This is a genomic window from Marivita sp., from assembly GCF_965656765.1.
Lineage (GTDB): Bacteria > Pseudomonadota > Alphaproteobacteria > Rhodobacterales > Rhodobacteraceae > Marivita.
Genome location: NZ_CBFHLV010000004.1, coordinates 26,020 through 42,775, shown reverse-complemented (window position 1 = coordinate 42,775; position 16,756 = coordinate 26,020). Strand labels below are relative to the sequence as shown.

Sequence of the window (16,756 nt, the reverse complement as noted above, 5' to 3'; positions counted from 1 at the left end):
GTTTTCGCCGCCCGTAGGCGGCGACCGCGTGGGGGACCAGCCCCCCACACCCCCTGGCGATATTTGAAAAAAGAAGAAGGACAAAACCGCGTGTTGAATGATCCCTGGATTGCAGCCCTTGTGGCGCTTTTTGTCTGGTGGTTCTCCACCGGGGCGATCCTGATGGTTGTCAAATACGCCGACCGGCATGGGATCAGGTTTGGGCGCGCCCTGACCTGGGCTGCTTTGCCGGTGTTTTTCTTGGGGGCCTACGGCATCTGGGTGACAGCTGATCTGGACAGCTCAGCCGCTGCGTATCATGCGTTTCTTTCTGCTCTGGCGCTTTGGGCGTGGATTGAAATGGCGTTTCTGACCGGAACGATCACCGGGCCGAACCGTTTGGTTTGTCGCGACGATATCCCGGAATGGGAACGATTCATCCGCGCCTGGGGTACGATTGCCTATCATGAGATGTTGCTTGCTGCGACACTGGCGGGTGTATGGCTATACACCCATGAGGCTGAAAACACCTTTGGCTTTTGGACTTTCGCAGTGCTGTTCTTTGCGCGTGTGTCGGCCAAGCTGAACCTGTTTCTGGGTGTGCCAAAGATCAACACTGAATTCCTTCCGCAGCCACTTGCTCATTTGCCCAGTCATTTTCGGCACGCCCGAATGAACTGGCTATTCCCGATTTCCGTCAGCGCGCTGACCTTTGCCGTCGCTTGCTGGCTTGAGCGGATTTATTCCGCCAACTCCGGGGGTGACGTGATCGGCTTTGCCCTTTTGGCGGCCATGACAGCGCTCGCACTGCTTGAGCATTGGTTCATGGTGTTGCCGCTGCCCGACGAGAAACTCTGGCGCTGGATGATCCCTGCGCCCAAACCAAAACAACAAGACAAGACGATACGAACGGAGGACGCCCATGGACTTTGACAGCCTGTTCAATGCCCAGCTGAATGCCCTGAAAGAAGAGGGTAATTACCGCATCTTTGCCGAGCTGGAGCGCAAATGTGGCGCCTTTCCAAAGGCAAAATCACATGATGATGACTGCCCGGACGAAGTGACCGTTTGGTGCTCGAATGATTACCTTGGCATGGGCCAACATCCAGATGTCATCAAGTCGATGCAGGATGCAGTTGCCGAAAATGGCTGTGGCGCCGGCGGTACGCGCAACATCAGCGGCACCAACCATCAACACAAGCTGCTTGAAAGCGAATTGGCTGATCTGCACGGCAAGGAATCTGCGCTGCTGTTCACGTCTGGCTATGTGTCCAACTGGGCGGCTTTGTCCACGCTTGGGTCGCGTTTGCCGGATGCGGTCATCCTGTCGGATGAGCTAAACCACGCGTCAATGATCGAAGGTATCCGCCACGCGCGCTGCAATAAGGTCATCTGGAAACACAACGATCCGGAAGATTTGGATCGTAAGCTGGCTGCATTGCCATCCAACGCAACCAAGATCGTGGCATTTGAATCGGTGTATTCGATGGATGGTGACATTTGCCCGATGAAAGAGATCGTTGAAGTAGCCGAAAAGCACGGCGCGATGACCTACCTGGACGAAGTCCACGCCGTCGGCATGTACGGCGCGCGTGGTGGCGGCGTGTCCGAGCGGGAAGGTCTGGCCGATCGGATCACCCTGATCGAGGGTACGCTGGGCAAGGCATTCGGTGTGATGGGCGGCTACGTCACTGGTTCCGAAGCGATGTGTGATTTCATTCGGTCTTTTTCGAGCGGGTTCATTTTCACAACGGCTTTGCCGCCTGCTGTGGCAGCCGCTGCGCGTACGTCGATCATGCATCTCAAGCAAAGTGAGACCGAGCGTCACCAGCAACAGGTTCAAGTGGCAAAACTGCGCAAGCGGCTTGATGATATGGGAATTCCGCACCTTGAGAATCCAAGCCACATTATCCCCGTGATGATCAAGGATCCGGTCAAATGCCGGATGCTCGCGGACATTCTGATGCAGGATTATGGAATCTATGTGCAGCCAATCAACTATCCGACAGTGCCGAAAGGGACAGAACGGTTGCGCTTTACACCTGGGCCGCTTCATTCGGACGCAGATATTGAGCAACTTGTTCAAGCGCTAGCAACCCTTTGGAAACAGTGCGCAATTGCGCATCAGGTTGCTTGACTTCGAATGACCAACAAATAGGTGTTACGGAACAACACAGGTTTGCTATTGGTTAACCGTTAGATACAGCGCTATTGTGCGCCGAACACGAAAGAGGAGTTCGAGAATGAAGTTGATGATCGCAACCGCCGCAGTGTTGCTTGCGGGGTCAGGTGCTGCTTTTGCACAGGATGCCGAAGCGGGCGAAAAGGAATTCAACAAGTGCAAGTCCTGCCACATGATTGTGGCGGATGATGGCACCGAGATCGTCAAGGGCGGTCGCACTGGTCCTAACTTGTACAACATCATCGGTCGTCAGGCTGGGACGTACGAAGACTTCCGGTATGGTGATAGTCTTGTCGCTGCCGGTGAAGCCGGTCTGGTTTGGGATGAAGAGACCTTTGTCGCTTATGTTCAAGACCCCAAGGGTTTCTTGGCAGAATACTTGGACGACAAGAGCGCACGTTCCAAAATGTCCTACCGTCTGCGTAAAGGTATGGAAGATGTGTATGCGTATCTGGTTACAGTGAGCCCAGACGCAGGATCCTAAGCGCCAAAATGTGATTTCCAAAAAAAGGGCGTGCTGCCACAGCGCGCCCTTTTCTTTTGCCGGACGTTCTTTGCAGAGTTGACCGGTTCAGTTGCCTCGCGCAAAACACCGGCCAAGAATAAAGGGGCAGTGCCATGAATATTGCGATGATCGGGACAGGGTATGTTGGTCTTGTGTCCGGTGTGTGTTTTTCCGATTTTGGTCATAGCGTTGTGTGCGTCGACAAAGACCAGCGCAAGATCGATATGTTGGAGCGCGGCGAGGTTCCGATCTATGAACCTGGGCTAGAGGCGCTCATGGCCAAGAACGTTGAGGCAGGGCGCCTTGAATTCACCCGTGACCTGACTGCAGCGATTGATGGTGCCGAAGCCGTGTTTATTGCTGTTGGCACGCCAACCCGGCGTGGCGACGGACATGCGGACCTTACCTACGTTATGGCCGCCGCCGAAGAGATCGCAAAGGCAGCCAAGGAATATGTGGTCATTGTCACCAAGTCGACAGTTCCCGTTGGGACCAATCGCAAAGTCCGCGAGGTGGTCGCGGCGGCCAATCCTGAACTTGATTTTGATGTCGCGTCGAATCCTGAATTTCTGCGCGAAGGGGCGGCAATTGACGATTTCATGAAGCCGGACCGTGTAGTGGTCGGTATCGAAACTGATCGTGCGGCCGCCGTTATGTCTGATATTTATCGCCCGCTTTATTTGCGCGATTTCCCGATCGTGACGACCGATCTCGAATCTGCCGAGATGATCAAATATGCCGCCAATGCGTTTCTGGCGACCAAGATCACGTTTATCAACGAGATTGCCGCGCTGTGCGAAAAGGTCGGTGCTGACGTGAAACAGGTGTCCAAAGGGATGGGCATGGACAACCGTATTGGCAACAAGTTCCTGCACGCGGGCCCAGGATACGGCGGGTCCTGTTTTCCGAAGGACACCAAGGCGCTTGCCCGGATCGGTCAGGAACATGCCAGCCCAATGCATATCACCGAAGCTGTCATCGCGGTGAACGAAGACATCAAACGTCGGATGATCGAAAAACTACAGGATTTGTGTGGTGGGTCTTTCAACGGAAAGACGATTGCCGTTCTGGGTGTGACGTTCAAACCAAACACGGACGATATGCGTGATGCGCCATCTCTGACCATCGTGCCCGCGCTTGTTGGGGGTGGTGCCAAGGTGCGTGTCAGCGACCCGCAGGGCCAACACGAAGGCGAGGCGCTCTTGCCTGGTGTGCAATGGCAAGAGGATCCATATCAGGCTGTTCAGGGAGCGGAGTTGTTGGTGCTGTTGACGGAATGGAACGAATTCCGCGCTCTTGACCTAAAGCAGATCGCGGAAAGCATGACGCGACCTGTTATGGCTGATCTGCGCAACATCTATAACGGTGATGTGGCCAAGGATGCCGGATTTGTGGCGTATGAAAGTGTTGGTCGTATTGGGTTTCCATGATTCGAAGTAATCGCGCTTTGATCTTTCGCCCAACCAGAGCATGCGGCTGAAATAAGGCGGGAATTGAAGTCCAACTTCAAACAAATCGGAAAGATGGCAATCGATTGTTCGCGAAATCAATGAGTTCCGCGCGAATAAGGCAAAATGCTTGGTGGTTCGCCACATTTCTGACAAACACAAACCTGTCGGGCGGGGGCTCGAAAACAGGTGCGTCCATGCGTCAGGTCTCTGACACTGTCCACTCTCTCTTTTTGCTCACGGGCACCGCATCGCGCGGGCACATGATGCATGGGAATCGCACTGTCGCAGCGCAGGAACTTCGGGTTTAACCACATATTTAGGCACACACGGGGGCGCGGATGGCAGCTACAACCATTCGACGAGGTGAAGCGCTGTGTGCTGTGTGAGCGTCGGGGGACGCGCCCGAAGTTCCTGTCTGCTGTGTACTTTTCAGCCCGCCGTCTCACGTCCAAGAATTGTGCGAAGAATATCCTTTGCATTGTCCGAGGCCCAGTCGGCATCACCGCGCATTCGGGCAACTTCGTGACCGTCCGGATTCAGAATGACCGTGATGGGCAACCCAAGAACACCCATCTCGCGGGCAAGCCCTGACTTGGGATCACGGTAGAGCGGCAGGTTGTCGACACCGATTTCATCAAAAAAGCTTTTCATGGCGGGGGGGGGGTTACGGCCTGTCGCGACAGTCACTACGTCAAAGGATTCACCTCCGAATTCGGTCTGCAGTTCCGACAGCATCGGCATTTCCTTGCGGCATGGGGCACACCAAGTGGCCCAGAAGTTCAATAGAACCCACTTGCCCTTGTACTGCTCTAATGATGCGGCTTTGCCGTCGAACGTTGTGAATTCTGCAGTGCCAGCGGGTTGTGCGTCGCTGTGGAAGGTCAGCTTTTTCATGTCACCTGTGCGCATTGCTTCGGCTTTGGACAGATCGGCCAGTGCTGGGTTTGCAAGCGCAACGAGGCCCGTATAGAGGATGGCGGCGAGTTTATTCTTCATTTTCCCTCCGAAGGGGTAAGACCATGTCCGACAAATCCTCGAACCAGATGTGGGGTGGCCGTTTTGCTGCCGGTCCCGATGCGATCATGGAGGCGATCAATGCCTCGATCGGGTTCGACAAACGCATGGCGGCACAGGACATCGCCGGGTCGAGGGCCCACGCAGCAATGTTAGCCGCACAGGGTATAATAACACCTAGCGATGCAGACGCGATGCGGGAAGGCTTGCTCACCGTTTTGTCAGAGATTGAAACAGGTGAGTTTGAATACTCGACTGCGCTTGAAGACATCCACATGAATGTCGAGGCACGATTAAAAGAGGTGATTGGCGAACCGGCGGGGCGTCTGCACACTGGCCGATCCCGCAATGATCAGGTTGCCACCGATTTCCGCCTGTGGGTACGCGATCAGTTGGATGCGGCATCATCAGGCCTGACAGCCCTCATCAGTGCGTTGGTCGCACAAGCTGAGGCAGGCGCGGATTGGGTGATGCCGGGATTTACCCATTTGCAAACGGCACAGCCGGTGACTTGGGGTCATCACATGATGGCCTATGTGGAAATGTTCGCACGCGATCTGAGCCGTGTTCAAGATGCGCGCAAACGGATGAACGAGTCGCCTTTGGGTGCGGCGGCTTTGGCTGGTACATCGTTCCCGATTGATCGTGAAATGACAGCACAGGCGCTGGATTTTGACCGCCCGATGGCCAACAGCCTTGATGCGGTGAGCGACCGGGATTTCGCTTTGGAGTTTTTGAGTGTGGCCAGCATCAGTGCCATGCACCTTAGCCGCTTTGCCGAAGAACTGGTGATCTGGTCTTCCGCCCAATTCCGTTTCGTGACCCTGTCTGACCGCTTTTCGACCGGGTCGTCGATTATGCCACAGAAAAAGAACCCAGATGCGGCGGAATTGATCCGCGCCAAGATCGGGCGAATTTTTGGTGCAAATGTTGCGTTAATGATGGTTATGAAGGGCCTGCCGTTAGCCTATTCAAAAGATATGCAAGAAGATAAGGAACAGGTTTTCGACGCTGCTGACAACTGGATGCTCGCGCTGGCGGCGATGGAGGGCATGGTCAAAGACATGACCGCCAACACAGCCAACCTTGAAGCAGCAGCCTCGGCTGGCTTCTCGACGGCCACAGATTTGGCAGACTGGCTTGTCCGCACGCTCGACCTACCTTTCCGAGACGCCCATCATGTCACCGGTTCTTTAGTGGCGATGGCCGAACAGAAGGGATGCGATTTGCCAGACTTAAGCCTTGAGGACATGAAATCTGTGCACGCGGCGATTACGAATGACGTTTTCGAAGTGCTAGGCGTTCACAACTCAGTCGCCAGCCGTACGAGCTATGGTGGCACCGCACCTGTCCGAGTCCGGGAACAAGTCACCCGTTGGAAAGAGGTGCTTGGATGAAAACGATCACGCTACTTGCTGGCTTGGTTGTGCTGACCGCCTGTGGCGCTGATGGTCCGCCGATAACGCCATCGGTTAACACAACGGTTTCAGTTGGAAGTGAAGGTGTGCGCACATCGACAGGTGTATCAGAACGAACCGGGCCTGTGACCGTAGGAGCCACTTTCTGATGACACCGATGCGCTGGATTTACCTTTCCCTTGCCATTTGGGGCGCAATCCATCCGATGTATTATTTTGTGTCCTGGTTTCAGGAAAACGGATGGAACCTAGGGGCGATGATCGATGCGTGGTATGTGAACGATGCGACCACTGGTTTGACTTGGGATTTGACGATTGCCGCAGTGTCGCTGACCATCTGGATTATTGCAGAAGTAGGAGTGCGTCGGAACTGGTCTGCACTTATCGCCATTCCAGCAACTTATTGCATCGGGGTAAGCTGTGGCCTTCCGCTCTATCTATTCCTGCGGTCCAAACCGATCCCGTGACCAAATTGCGCGGGCTTTGCAGCCCGCGCCCTGTAACTCGGCTACGCCTCGGTTTGGTGCTTTTTGCCCGTGCCATTAGGTATTCCAGTGGCGTCCAAATTCGCTGCCGCCGGGTATGGCATATTTTTAAAAAGAAGAAGCTAGGGGTAGCACATACCCCATTGCTGCGCTACTGCGGCGCGGTCTGTTCTGGAGGCGGTTGTGGATCATTTTCTGTATCGTGACGGTGAGCTTTACGTTGAGGACGTGTCCGTTGCCGATATCGCAGCGTCCGTCGGGACGCCGTTTTATCTGTATTCCACGGCAACCCTGACGCGTCATTTTCAGCTCTTTGATGAGGCGCTCGATGGAATGGACCATATGGTCTGCTACGCCATGAAAGCGGCCTCGAATCAAGCCATTCTCAAAACGCTTTCTGAACTTGGCGCAGGTATGGATGTCGTGTCGGGCGGCGAATATGCGCGGGCGAAAGCTGCTGGAGTGCCGGGCGATCGCATTGTGTTTTCCGGTGTTGGTAAAACGCGGTCAGAGATACGTCTCGCGCTTGAAGGCGGTATCCGCCAGTTCAACGTCGAAAGCGAACCCGAGATGCGGGTTATTTCCGAGGTTGCGGCATCGCTTGGCAAAACCGCGCCGATCACGGTGCGTGTCAACCCGGATGTGGACGCGAAAACACACGCAAAAATCGCAACCGGGAAGTCTGAGAATAAGTTCGGTATCCCGATTTCGAAAGCGCGAGAAGTCTATGCCGAAGCTGCTGCTTTGCCTGGGATCGAGGTCATCGGGATCGATGTGCATATCGGGTCGCAATTGACCGATCTTGATCCTTATGAGCTTGCCTATCGCAAGGTTGCGGAACTGACTGAACAATTGCGCGCCGATGGCCACACGATCAAGCGGCTCGATCTTGGGGGCGGTTTGGGTATTCCCTACACCCGCTCGAACGAGGCACCACCTTTGCCGTCGGACTATGGCGCTATGATCAAGCGCACTGTAGGCCATCTGGGTTGCGAGATTGAAATAGAACCTGGTCGTCTGATTGCTGGCAATGCGGGCATTCTTGTGAGCCGCGTGATCTATGTAAAACAGGGTGAAGGACGGCAGTTTCTAATCCTGGACGGCGCAATGAATGATTTGATCCGCCCTGCCATGTACGATGCCCATCATGACATTGTTCCGGTTATTGAGCCTGCCGCAGGTGTTGAGCAGCAAGCCTACGACATCGTTGGTCCGGTTTGTGAATCCGGTGATACGTTTGCCAAGAATCGGATGATGCCACCGCTCGAGGCCGGCGCGCTTGTCGCGTTCAGATCTGCTGGTGCTTATGGGGCGGTGATGTCGAGTGAGTACAACACGCGCCCGCTCGTGCCTGAAGTTTTGGCGAAAGGCGATCAATTCGCTGTCATCCGCAAGCGCCCGGACTTTGACGAAATCATAAACCGAGATACCATCCCCCCATGGCTATGAGGTATTCCCCTGTGGCCAGATGATCGGGAGATCGGAATGACCGCACGGGACGACCTGCCCACGGAGATCAATACAGCGCTGCGCTGGCCCTTGTTTCTGACCCGTTTGGGTATGGGAGCCGAGGTCGTTGTGCGTGCTTTTTGGCCGTTCTGGTCAGTTATTTTTGCCATCCTCGCGTTTCTCATGTTGGGGTTGCAGGATTATCTACCCTTGGAAGCGGTCTGGGTCACTTTGGCGCTTGGTGGGCTCGCGGCAGTCTGGACGTTCGTTCGCGGCGTGCGGAGATTTTATTGGCCCACACAATCATCGGCATTGGTGCGCCTTGATGCGACACTTCCCGGAAATCCAATTCTGGCGGCGATGGACAGTCAGGCAATCGGCTCCGGTGATCCTGCGTCTTTGGCTGTGTGGAACGCGCACAAGGCGCGCATGGCCGCTCGTCTGAAAGACGCAAAAGCTGCGGAACCTGACCTGCGTGTTTCAAAGGCTGATCCGTTTGCACTGCGCTATGTGGCGGTTTTGGCGTTTTTGGTTGCGATTGTGTTTGGGTCTGTTCTCAAGGTTCAGACGGTTTCTGCGATGGGGCCGACGGGCTCTGATCTCGCCTCTGGCCCTACGTGGGAAGGTTGGTTGGAACCTCCACGTTATACGGGTCGGCCGTCAATCTATCTGAATGACATCGAAAGCGCGCGCCTCGAAACGCCAGAGGGCAGCAGGATCACGTTGCGCTTCTACGGTGAAGTTGGTGCGCTGAGTGTGTCAGAATCAGTTTCCAACAGCGTGTCCCCAACGACGACACCAGAGGAGTTGGTCGAAGCGTCCACCAATACCGCACAGGAATTCAACGTCGAACGCTCTGGTCGGCTAGAGATCGAGGGGCCGGGTGGACGGTTGTGGGAGGTCGTTGCTTTACCCGATCGCGCTCCGGAGGTGACGCGCGATGGGGAGATCGAAGTCAGCTATGAAGGCGAAGCGCAAATCCCTTTTGTCGCGAAGGATGACTACGCAGTTGCCACAGGTACTGCGCGTATCGATCTGGCGTTAAGCGAGGTTGATCGCCGGTATGGTTTGCGGATTGATCCTGAACAACGAGCGGTGATTGAACTGCCGCTTCCGATGCCAATAGCTGGTGATCGGTCAGAGTTTACCGAAACGTTGGTTGATAACTTTTCGGAACATCCGTGGGCGAATTTGCCGGTGACACTCAGCCTTTCCGTGACGGACGAGGCTGACCAAATGGGTGAATCTGCACTAGAAGTAATTGACCTTCCGGGCCGTCGGTTTTTCGACCCGATGGCCAGCGCAATTATCGATTTGCGGCGTTCTTTGCTTTGGAACCGCGAAAACGCGTCTGACGTCGCACTTTTGATGCGGGCCGTTTCGCACCGTCCGGATGATGTGTTCCGGTCGAGCACGGACTTTCTGCGTTTGCGTACTATCATGCGTCGCGTTGAGGCTTTGGCCACGGTGACCATGACCGACGACCAGCAAGCTGAAATTGCGCAGGCCATGTGGGACCTCGCGATCCGGTTGGAAGAGGGTGACCTTGAAGATGCACTGGAGCGTCTGCAGCGCGCGCAAGACCGCTTGTCCGAAGCGATGCGCAACGGAGCATCGGATCAGGAAATTGCGGAATTGATGCAGGAGCTGCGTGAGGCGACCGACGATTATCTGCGTCAACTGTCTCGCCAAGCCCAACAGGATCAGCAGGACAACCCCGATCAGGATATGACCCAAAACCAGAACATGATGGAGATGAGTCAGAATGATCTGCAGGATATGATGGATCGTATCCAAGAGCTGATGGAGGAAGGCCGCATGGCTGAGGCGCAAGAAGCGCTCGAACAGCTGCGTCAGATGATGGAAAACATGCAGGTCACTCAGGGTCAGGGTCAGCAAGGCCAGTCACCCGGGGAACAGGCGATGGAAGGCTTGGCTGAAACGCTGCGTGAACAACAGGGCTTGTCCGATCAGGCATTCCGCGACCTTCAGGAACAATTCAATCCCGGACAGCAAGGACAGCAGGGCCAAGATGGTCAACAGCCCGGGCAACAACCTGGACAGCAAGGCCAAGGGCAGCAACAGGGACAGGGACAGGGCCAAGGACAGCAACCCGGCCAACAGCCAGGTCAGGGCCAGAATGGCCAAGGTCAGAGCCTTGAGGAAAGTCTTGCTGACCGTCAGCGCGCTTTGCGTCAAGAACTGAACCGTCAGTCACAGAGCTTGCCGGGCGCTGGCTCTGAAGCGGGAGAGGCTGCCAGAGAGGCGCTTGAACGTGCTGAAGGTGCGATGGAAGGTGCCGAAGAATCTTTGCGTGAGAACGATCTTGCTGGCGCAATCGACAACCAGTCCGAAGCAATGGAAGCCCTGCGCGAGGGTATGCGCAATCTGGGCGAAGCGATGGCGCAGCAGCAGCAACAGGGGCAAGGACAGCAAGGCATGGCGGATGGCGCAGATCCTGGCCAACAACGCGATCCTTTGGGGCGGAACGTTGGATCAAACGGTCAGATTGGGTCTAATGAAAACCTGTTGCAGGGCGAAGATGTATATCGCCGCGCACGCGAACTGCTGGATGAAATCCGTCGCCGTTCCGGAGAAGGTGAGCGCCCAGAAGAAGAGCTTGAGTATCTGGAACGTTTGCTTGATCGGTTTTGATGGGGTGCGTTGGCGGTGATGCAACGATGCATCATTCGTCTTTGCGAAACGTTACGTGTCGGGGTCGACTTTGCCGCGGAGCGACTTGACTTCACCGCGTACCTTTTTGGCTTTGAGTCGCCGCTTTTTGGACCCAAGGGTTGGCTTGGTCGGCACACGGCGTTTTGGAGGGATCAGGGCCTGAACGATCATCTCCTTTAACCGATCCCGCGCAATGTCACGGTTTCTCGCCTGTGAGCGGGTCTCGTCAACCTGCAAGACAATAGCTCCGTCTTTGGTCCATCTCCGCCCGGAAATGCGACGCAGACGGTTTTTGACGGGACCCGGCAAGTTGGGCGATCGCTCTGCCTCGAACCGTAATTCGACAGCCGAAGATACCTTGTTCACGTTCTGCCCACCGGGGCCGGAGGCGCGAATGAACTGTTCGGTCAGTTCCCAGTCTTCAATGGTGATACTGTCGGAAATCTGGATCATACTTTGTCACTTAGCGCGGTGGTGGACATACAAAAAGGGTCGCCACATGGGCGACCCTTCGAGACTTACGGAGGCGGGGTCCGGTTAGGTTCCTCACCAATTCGATGGGTTCGTCACCCAGGGGTTGCCCTAGATGATAGCCTCTCGAACTGTTCCGACACCTCTCTCCAATACCTCTCTCGACACTGGATCACCTCCTTTCAGCTGTTGATATAACGCACCCTTAGCGTGACAGGCTTTGCCCAGTTCGCAACAGTTTTCTTACGTCAAGGTAGACTTTTCACGAAATCGTAATACGATGAGTCGAAATGGTATCAGTGCGATCAACGCCAGCGCGATTTTGACCATCCAGTCGGCCACGGCAAGCGACACCCAAAGTGGTGCAACGGGCCCGGAACCAAGAAGTGGCAACATTTCACCCGCCCAAGACACATCGTTTGTTGGGTCAATAAAGGTGAATGCGCCGGAAAATGCGATGCTAAAGAACAACCCGGTGTCAATGGATGCTCCAATCAATGTGGAGGCCAAAGGCGCACGCCACCAGACCCCGCTGCGCATCTTATCAAAAATAGCAACATCCAAAAGCTGTGCCGTCAGGAACGCAAGCCCAGAGCCAATCGCAATACGAAGTGTGACCAGTGGCCCGAATTCGCCGTGAATTTGCGTGCCGACCAACGAACAGAAGACACCGACAATAAAGCCCGCGAAAACCACCTGCCGGGCGGCGCTTGGGCCATAGAGGCGGTTCATTAGATCAGTGACAAGGAACGCGAGGGGATACGTAAATGCGCCCCATGTCAGCCAATTCCCAAACAGGAACTGAACAAGAATATTGGAGGCCAACACGATGAGGGCCATGGCGATGATGCCAGGAATATGTGAGCGGGTCATTGCGACTCCCGTTTTGCCAAGGTTGCGGGGACTTGATTCCCGACACTCGGGAATGGCGCGGTGCATATAGCGGCGCTTTGAAACAGACAAGCTATTTGCTGACTGAGTATTCCACGATCTCGGTTTTCTGAAGGAATAGGAAGTTGTCGTCAGAGACCATCGTCAGCCTCAATGACCCGTCCGGAGCTTGCCAGACCGCGATACCTTCAAGGTTGTCATGTTTGCGGATATCGGTGGTCAAAAGGAGTTCACCGTCACCTTTTTCGCTAGCAGACAGATCAAATCGGCGAACACGAGATGAGAATCCGAACCCGGCAAAGCCACGTTCAAGAACATAGAGCTGCCCATCTGGGCCAATGTCAGCCCCCACAGGCAACCATCCTCCATCGCGTGTGATAGACAACGGCCTGTCCCACCCATGGCTTTCCCGATATCGGAAAACTGGGAATGGGGTTTTCAAATCATCCGACCCTTCCGGAATTGTGTAGACCGTTGAATCAGGTCCAATTGCCAAGGCTTCCAAACCGCGATTGGCGGGTAGAGCATCAATGGACGGATGGCTTGGCAGGGCAGACCACGTTCCATCGACCTCTTGTCGAATAATCCGATTGTCGCTTTCCAGAGAAATATACAGTCGACCAGCGGTATCCCGGGCAAGACCTTCAGTGTCGCGTCTCGGCGTTTCATCAAAAAGACTGTCAGGGAAATCCAGTTGCGCCATGTCTTGGCTACGGATACCGATGATCCGGTTATTGTGACGAAAGATCGTGCCTTCGATTACATGGCCACGGTCGCTTAGGATGACAAACCCGGTGCCATCCGGGGTCAGTGTAATCCCTGAATACCCTCCAAATCCGTCGCGTTCCTTTGTCCAGTGATAGGACGATAGAAACGTGGCCAGTGTCGTGTCCTGTGCCAAGCCAGGGTCAGTGCCCAAATTGCATCAATTCGCGGACAGTACAGTTTCACACTGCGCAGGCAGATCCGCCAGCCTCAGTTCCCGGCGCGGCTTTGGTGCTGGCGCATTCGGATCGGGCGGGGGTGGATTCAGAATATTGTTAACCCAAGCTTGTGCATCGGCACACCCATCGCCACGCGGCGGGGGATCCTGATCGACGCAACCCCGCATACCCCTAGGGCAGGCCAACCGCACATGGAAGTGGTAGTGGTGCCCATACCAAGGCCGGATCTTGCGCAGATAGCTTCGGTCGCCGGTTTCTGCGTTGCACATCGCCACTTTGGCGCCGGGGAATACAAAGATGCGCGCCACACGCGGGTCGCTCGCAGCCGCCTTTATGATGTTGTGATGCGATTTGGTCCAGTTGTCATTGGTAAACGCACCATTAGAGCGACGTAGCGAAATGGACGACATGTTTTCACGATCTGCGCGGCTTAGGTTCAGCCGATCAGCAGGACGCATCCAGATGTCAGCATCCAAGCCAATCTGGTGGCTGCGATGCCCGGTCAGCATCGGTCCGCCGCGGGGCTGGCTGATGTCACCCACATAAAGCCCGTTCCAACCCGGTTCACGCGCGGCTATGCGAGACAAATCCTGCAGAAAATCAACGGTGATGGGCAGACCCCAATTGCGGTTTCGCGAAAGACGCATCGCTTGCCATGTTGGCCCTGTTTCCGGCAGTTGAACTGCACCCGCTGCACATCCCTTAGCATAACTGCCATAGGCAGCAGCGGATTGACGTGATCCGTTTTCCATGCCGCCGAACAATTGCTTTGCCTGACGTGTGCTCAGAACGCTGTTCACGCGAGGCGTGGTCGCGGATGCTGTGTCGCTGTTGCGCGATCCGCTGTCACCGCCACAGGCAGCCAGTAAAAAAGTGAGTCCGAGGAGTAGAAAAAACCGTTTCATGACACCGCCCATTTCCCGTGAGGGTTAACCCAGACTAACAACACAAGCCCAACTAGGAAAAGCCCAATCACCGGACTGACCCCCAATTGTTGGGATCCAGTGGCATAGGTGGTTACCCCAATCAGCAAAGGTGCCAGAAAACTGGTCGCTTTTCCTGCTAGGGCATACAGACCAAAGGCTTCGGTCATGCGTTCTGGATTTGCTTGCCTGACCATCATCGTCCGGCTTGCCGATTGTATCACACCCCCAGCGGCGCCGATCACTGCACCGATAATGTAAAACGCGATATCGGGGAGGGCTGAACCCTCGGGCAAAGGCATGCCGAACATCGATTCACGAGAGATCAGGACAATCGAAATGCCCACGGCCGTCAGCGCAAGAATGCAAGCCACGATCACGGGCTTGGGCCCAAAGCGCGAATCCGCCATCCCACCCAACCAAGCCGCCAGCGCTCCTGCGATGATCGCTATGATACCAAAGATGCCCACGTTCTGAACACTCCAGCCCAAGACACCTGCTGCGTAGATGCCGCCAAATGCGTACATTCCGTTCAACGCGTCTCGGTAGAACATCGCGGATCCTAGAAATGCAAAAAGCGACCGATCTTGGGGCAGGCGGTAAAGGGTCGATTTGAGGTCTTGTAGCGCGAGTTTGACCGCCCCTTTCGGCGCTTTGTGGGATTTGGGGTCGCGTACAAACAGAAAGAACGGCACCATGAAAATGACAAACCAGATCGCGACCAAAGGTCCAACAGCCCGCGTGCCTTCTCGTGCTTCCGGGTCGAGGCCGAATGCAGGATCCAAACCAAAAAGAGTTTGGCCTGTTTCCGCGTTGTCGGCAAAGAACATGAGCATGATCACCAACGCGACCAAGCCGCCCAGGTACCCGAACGCCCACCCATTGCCCGAAATGCGCCCGATCTCTTCTGGTGTTCCAAGGTCTGGGAGCATGGAATTTGTGAACGTCGTGGCGAATTCCATTCCGATCATGCCGATGGCAAAGAACGTCAGGATTAGGATCAGGCTGAATTCCCCCGGTGCCGCGAACCAAAGCCCTCCTGCACCCACGACATACATGATGGAAAATAGCCAAATCCATCTGAGGCGATTGCCGCCGGTATCTGCCAATGCACCAAGAATCGGGGCCAGTATCGCAATGATGATGCCGGCTGCACCTATGCCGAAACCCCAAGCAGATTGTGCGGTTGTGCCGTCCCCAACAAGCTCTTTGACGTAGGGGGCAAAGATAAATGTGATCAGAAGGGTGTTATAAGGCTGGCTGGCCCAATCGAAAAAGAACCATCCCCAAATTCGTTTGCGTAAAGTGCCGACCGCCATGCCAAATCCCCCTTCCGGGGTTATGGGTGCGAAACGTCAAGGCGGCAAGCGCCGTGGTGGCTAAATTGCCTCCTGCATCGGTGGCCATGGTCGTGCATCTTCGGCGCGCAACCATTGTGCCACCCAATCGGGCATTTCTGGCGATGCTGCGCCGGTCATGTCCATCGCTGCGATGACGCTTGAAGTCGGAACAATTCCACTTCGGTCCGTGACAGCAGACCGATAGACCGCATGGTTGGCACATTCGCCGTTTTTCTTCCACATCGACTGTTCAATATACAAGAACCGGTCATCCCAGCAAAGCAAACGGCTGCGCATCTCGAACCTTTCGAACGTTCGGATGCGACGCCTGTACCTGACGACAACGCCCGCCATTGTCAGGCCCCAGCGTTTTTTTCGCACCATCGCTAACAATCCATTTGCCTGCGCCAAAGGGATACGGCCAAGGTCATAAAGCGTCAGCGTCCGACCATTGTTGAGCTCCATCCACATGTCGATGTCCCATGGCCAGCACCGATGTTGTGACACATAAGTGTCGAACGATCCAAGCTGCGGGGATTTGCGCGCTTTCCAAATGCCAAGCGCCATGCGGATAAAGGGATACATCTCAACCTCCTGTTGCGCGCCTAGTTGACTTACCCTTCGATCACGTCAACCGCGACCTCGCGGCAACTGGTCCGACTTGTTCTTCGGGCCGCTTGCGCCTACCTCTTGTTTGGTCACTGACTAAGGAAATTTGCCCGATGCAATCGCTCTACCAGATCCTGATGCTGCTTCTTGATATCGTGTGGTTCTTCATAATCGCCCACGTCATCATGAGCTGGCTGATCAATTTTCAGGTTTTGAACCTGCGACAGCCGATCGTTTCGCAAATCTGGGACGGGCTGAACAGGCTGCTTGAACCGATGTATTCTCGCCTGCGCCGCATCTTGCCGCCAATGTCAGGGATCGACCTTGCACCGCTGGTGGCGTTGATTGGCGTTTATATACTGCGCATCGTATTGGCGAACAACGCCGGATTCTTCTATAGCTTCTGACCGTTCAAAGGCT

At 55.2% G+C, this 16,756-nt stretch carries 17 protein-coding genes; 10 read left to right on the top strand and 7 right to left on the bottom strand.

Features of this window, described 5'->3' with window-relative positions; all coding sequences use genetic code 11:
* Window positions 1-93 precede the first annotated feature (93 nt).
* The 4 genes from puhE to ACTG4M_RS02410 all read left to right on the top strand — a co-directional run bounded on the left by puhE (window position 94) and on the right by ACTG4M_RS02410 (window position 4,096).
* Complete coding sequence (gene puhE / locus ACTG4M_RS02425; RefSeq protein ID WP_439122087.1) at window positions 94-912, top strand: putative photosynthetic complex assembly protein PuhE; 819 nt, start codon at window positions 94-96, stop codon at window positions 910-912.
* The gene (gene hemA / locus ACTG4M_RS02420) at window positions 902-2,116 is read left to right on the top strand and encodes a 5-aminolevulinate synthase (RefSeq protein WP_439122041.1); all 1,215 of its coding nucleotides are present in this window, start codon (window positions 902-904) and stop codon (window positions 2,114-2,116) included. Before puhE ends, hemA begins: the two co-directional genes overlap by 11 nt.
* 106 nt (window positions 2,117-2,222) lie before the next feature.
* Complete coding sequence (locus ACTG4M_RS02415; RefSeq protein ID WP_439122040.1) at window positions 2,223-2,645, top strand: c-type cytochrome; 423 nt, start codon at window positions 2,223-2,225, stop codon at window positions 2,643-2,645.
* Window positions 2,646-2,779: 134 nt separating this feature from the next.
* Window positions 2,780-4,096, top strand: coding sequence for a UDP-glucose dehydrogenase family protein (locus tag ACTG4M_RS02410; protein WP_439122039.1), 1,317 nt, complete (start codon window positions 2,780-2,782; stop codon window positions 4,094-4,096).
* Window positions 4,097-4,546: 450 nt separating this feature from the next.
* Here the strand turns inward: ACTG4M_RS02410 and ACTG4M_RS02405 are convergent, their stop codons facing one another.
* Window positions 4,547-5,113 (bottom strand): TlpA family protein disulfide reductase, encoded by a 567-nt coding sequence (locus tag ACTG4M_RS02405; protein WP_439122038.1) that lies wholly within the window; start codon window positions 5,111-5,113, stop codon window positions 4,547-4,549.
* A gap of 23 nt (window positions 5,114-5,136) precedes the next feature.
* On the opposite strand from ACTG4M_RS02405, the gene argH reads away from it, so the two are divergent.
* The 5 genes from argH (at window position 5,137) to ACTG4M_RS02380 (ending at window position 11,137) form a co-directional block, all read left to right on the top strand.
* Window positions 5,137-6,528, top strand: coding sequence for an argininosuccinate lyase (argH, locus tag ACTG4M_RS02400; protein ID WP_439122037.1), 1,392 nt, complete (start codon window positions 5,137-5,139; stop codon window positions 6,526-6,528).
* On the top strand, window positions 6,525-6,698 hold the full coding sequence (locus tag ACTG4M_RS02395; protein WP_439122036.1) for a hypothetical protein: 174 nt from the start codon (window positions 6,525-6,527) through the stop codon (window positions 6,696-6,698). The genes argH and ACTG4M_RS02395 overlap by 4 nt, the downstream gene beginning before the upstream one ends.
* Window positions 6,698-7,015: a DUF2834 domain-containing protein gene (locus ACTG4M_RS02390; RefSeq protein ID WP_439122035.1), complete on the top strand. Its 318-nt coding sequence runs from the start codon at window positions 6,698-6,700 to the stop codon at window positions 7,013-7,015. The genes ACTG4M_RS02395 and ACTG4M_RS02390 overlap by 1 nt, the downstream gene beginning before the upstream one ends.
* Before the next feature lie 201 nt (window positions 7,016-7,216).
* Window positions 7,217-8,482 (top strand): diaminopimelate decarboxylase, encoded by a 1,266-nt coding sequence (gene lysA / locus ACTG4M_RS02385; protein ID WP_439122034.1) that lies wholly within the window; start codon window positions 7,217-7,219, stop codon window positions 8,480-8,482.
* A 36-nt stretch (window positions 8,483-8,518) separates the two neighbouring features.
* Window positions 8,519-11,137: a TIGR02302 family protein gene (locus ACTG4M_RS02380; RefSeq protein ID WP_439122033.1), complete on the top strand. Its 2,619-nt coding sequence runs from the start codon at window positions 8,519-8,521 to the stop codon at window positions 11,135-11,137.
* Between the two features lie 51 nt (window positions 11,138-11,188).
* On the opposite strand, the gene arfB is transcribed toward ACTG4M_RS02380, so the two are convergent.
* The 6 genes from arfB to ACTG4M_RS02350 form a co-directional block, all read right to left on the bottom strand.
* Window positions 11,189-11,611, bottom strand: a complete 423-nt coding sequence (gene arfB, locus ACTG4M_RS02375) for an alternative ribosome rescue aminoacyl-tRNA hydrolase ArfB (RefSeq protein WP_439122032.1) — start codon at window positions 11,609-11,611, stop codon at window positions 11,189-11,191.
* Window positions 11,612-11,872: 261 nt separating this feature from the next.
* Window positions 11,873-12,502, bottom strand: coding sequence for a queuosine precursor transporter (locus tag ACTG4M_RS02370; RefSeq protein WP_439122031.1), 630 nt, complete (start codon window positions 12,500-12,502; stop codon window positions 11,873-11,875).
* A 91-nt stretch (window positions 12,503-12,593) separates the two neighbouring features.
* On the bottom strand, window positions 12,594-13,421 hold the full coding sequence (locus ACTG4M_RS02365; protein WP_439122030.1) for an esterase-like activity of phytase family protein: 828 nt from the start codon (window positions 13,419-13,421) through the stop codon (window positions 12,594-12,596).
* A gap of 24 nt (window positions 13,422-13,445) precedes the next feature.
* On the bottom strand, window positions 13,446-14,369 hold the full coding sequence (gene mepA / locus ACTG4M_RS02360; RefSeq protein ID WP_439122029.1) for a penicillin-insensitive murein endopeptidase: 924 nt from the start codon (window positions 14,367-14,369) through the stop codon (window positions 13,446-13,448).
* The gene (locus ACTG4M_RS02355; protein WP_439122028.1) at window positions 14,366-15,706 is read right to left on the bottom strand and encodes an MFS transporter; all 1,341 of its coding nucleotides are present in this window, start codon (window positions 15,704-15,706) and stop codon (window positions 14,366-14,368) included. Before ACTG4M_RS02355 ends, mepA begins: the two co-directional genes overlap by 4 nt.
* 60 nt (window positions 15,707-15,766) lie before the next feature.
* Window positions 15,767-16,312, bottom strand: a complete 546-nt coding sequence (locus ACTG4M_RS02350; RefSeq protein WP_439122027.1) for a thioesterase family protein — start codon at window positions 16,310-16,312, stop codon at window positions 15,767-15,769.
* A 137-nt stretch (window positions 16,313-16,449) separates the two neighbouring features.
* On the opposite strand from ACTG4M_RS02350, the gene ACTG4M_RS02345 reads away from it, so the two are divergent.
* Window positions 16,450-16,743 carry a YggT family protein gene (locus ACTG4M_RS02345; RefSeq protein WP_439122026.1) on the top strand — a complete coding sequence of 98 codons (294 nt, stop codon included), beginning with the start codon at window positions 16,450-16,452 and terminating at the stop codon, window positions 16,741-16,743.
* Window positions 16,744-16,756 lie beyond the last annotated feature (13 nt).

Coding starts and splice junctions, on each gene's coding strand:
- ACTG4M_RS02350 (WP_439122027.1), bottom strand. CDS start 16,312: ATGTATCCCTTTATCCGCATGGCGCTTGGCATTTGGAAAGCGCGCAAA.
- ACTG4M_RS02405 (WP_439122038.1), bottom strand. CDS start 5,113: ATGAAGAATAAACTCGCCGCCATCCTCTATACGGGCCTCGTTGCGCTT.
- ACTG4M_RS02415 (WP_439122040.1), top strand. CDS start 2,223: ATGAAGTTGATGATCGCAACCGCCGCAGTGTTGCTTGCGGGGTCAGGT.
- argH (WP_439122037.1), top strand. CDS start 5,137: ATGTCCGACAAATCCTCGAACCAGATGTGGGGTGGCCGTTTTGCTGCC.
- arfB (WP_439122032.1), bottom strand. CDS start 11,611: ATGATCCAGATTTCCGACAGTATCACCATTGAAGACTGGGAACTGACC.
- mepA (WP_439122029.1), bottom strand. CDS start 14,369: ATGAAACGGTTTTTTCTACTCCTCGGACTCACTTTTTTACTGGCTGCC.
- ACTG4M_RS02390 (WP_439122035.1), top strand. CDS start 6,698: ATGACACCGATGCGCTGGATTTACCTTTCCCTTGCCATTTGGGGCGCA.
- ACTG4M_RS02380 (WP_439122033.1), top strand. CDS start 8,519: ATGACCGCACGGGACGACCTGCCCACGGAGATCAATACAGCGCTGCGC.
- ACTG4M_RS02355 (WP_439122028.1), bottom strand. CDS start 15,706: ATGGCGGTCGGCACTTTACGCAAACGAATTTGGGGATGGTTCTTTTTC.
- ACTG4M_RS02395 (WP_439122036.1), top strand. CDS start 6,525: ATGAAAACGATCACGCTACTTGCTGGCTTGGTTGTGCTGACCGCCTGT.
- ACTG4M_RS02345 (WP_439122026.1), top strand. CDS start 16,450: ATGCAATCGCTCTACCAGATCCTGATGCTGCTTCTTGATATCGTGTGG.
- hemA (WP_439122041.1), top strand. CDS start 902: ATGGACTTTGACAGCCTGTTCAATGCCCAGCTGAATGCCCTGAAAGAA.
- ACTG4M_RS02410 (WP_439122039.1), top strand. CDS start 2,780: ATGAATATTGCGATGATCGGGACAGGGTATGTTGGTCTTGTGTCCGGT.
- ACTG4M_RS02370 (WP_439122031.1), bottom strand. CDS start 12,502: ATGACCCGCTCACATATTCCTGGCATCATCGCCATGGCCCTCATCGTG.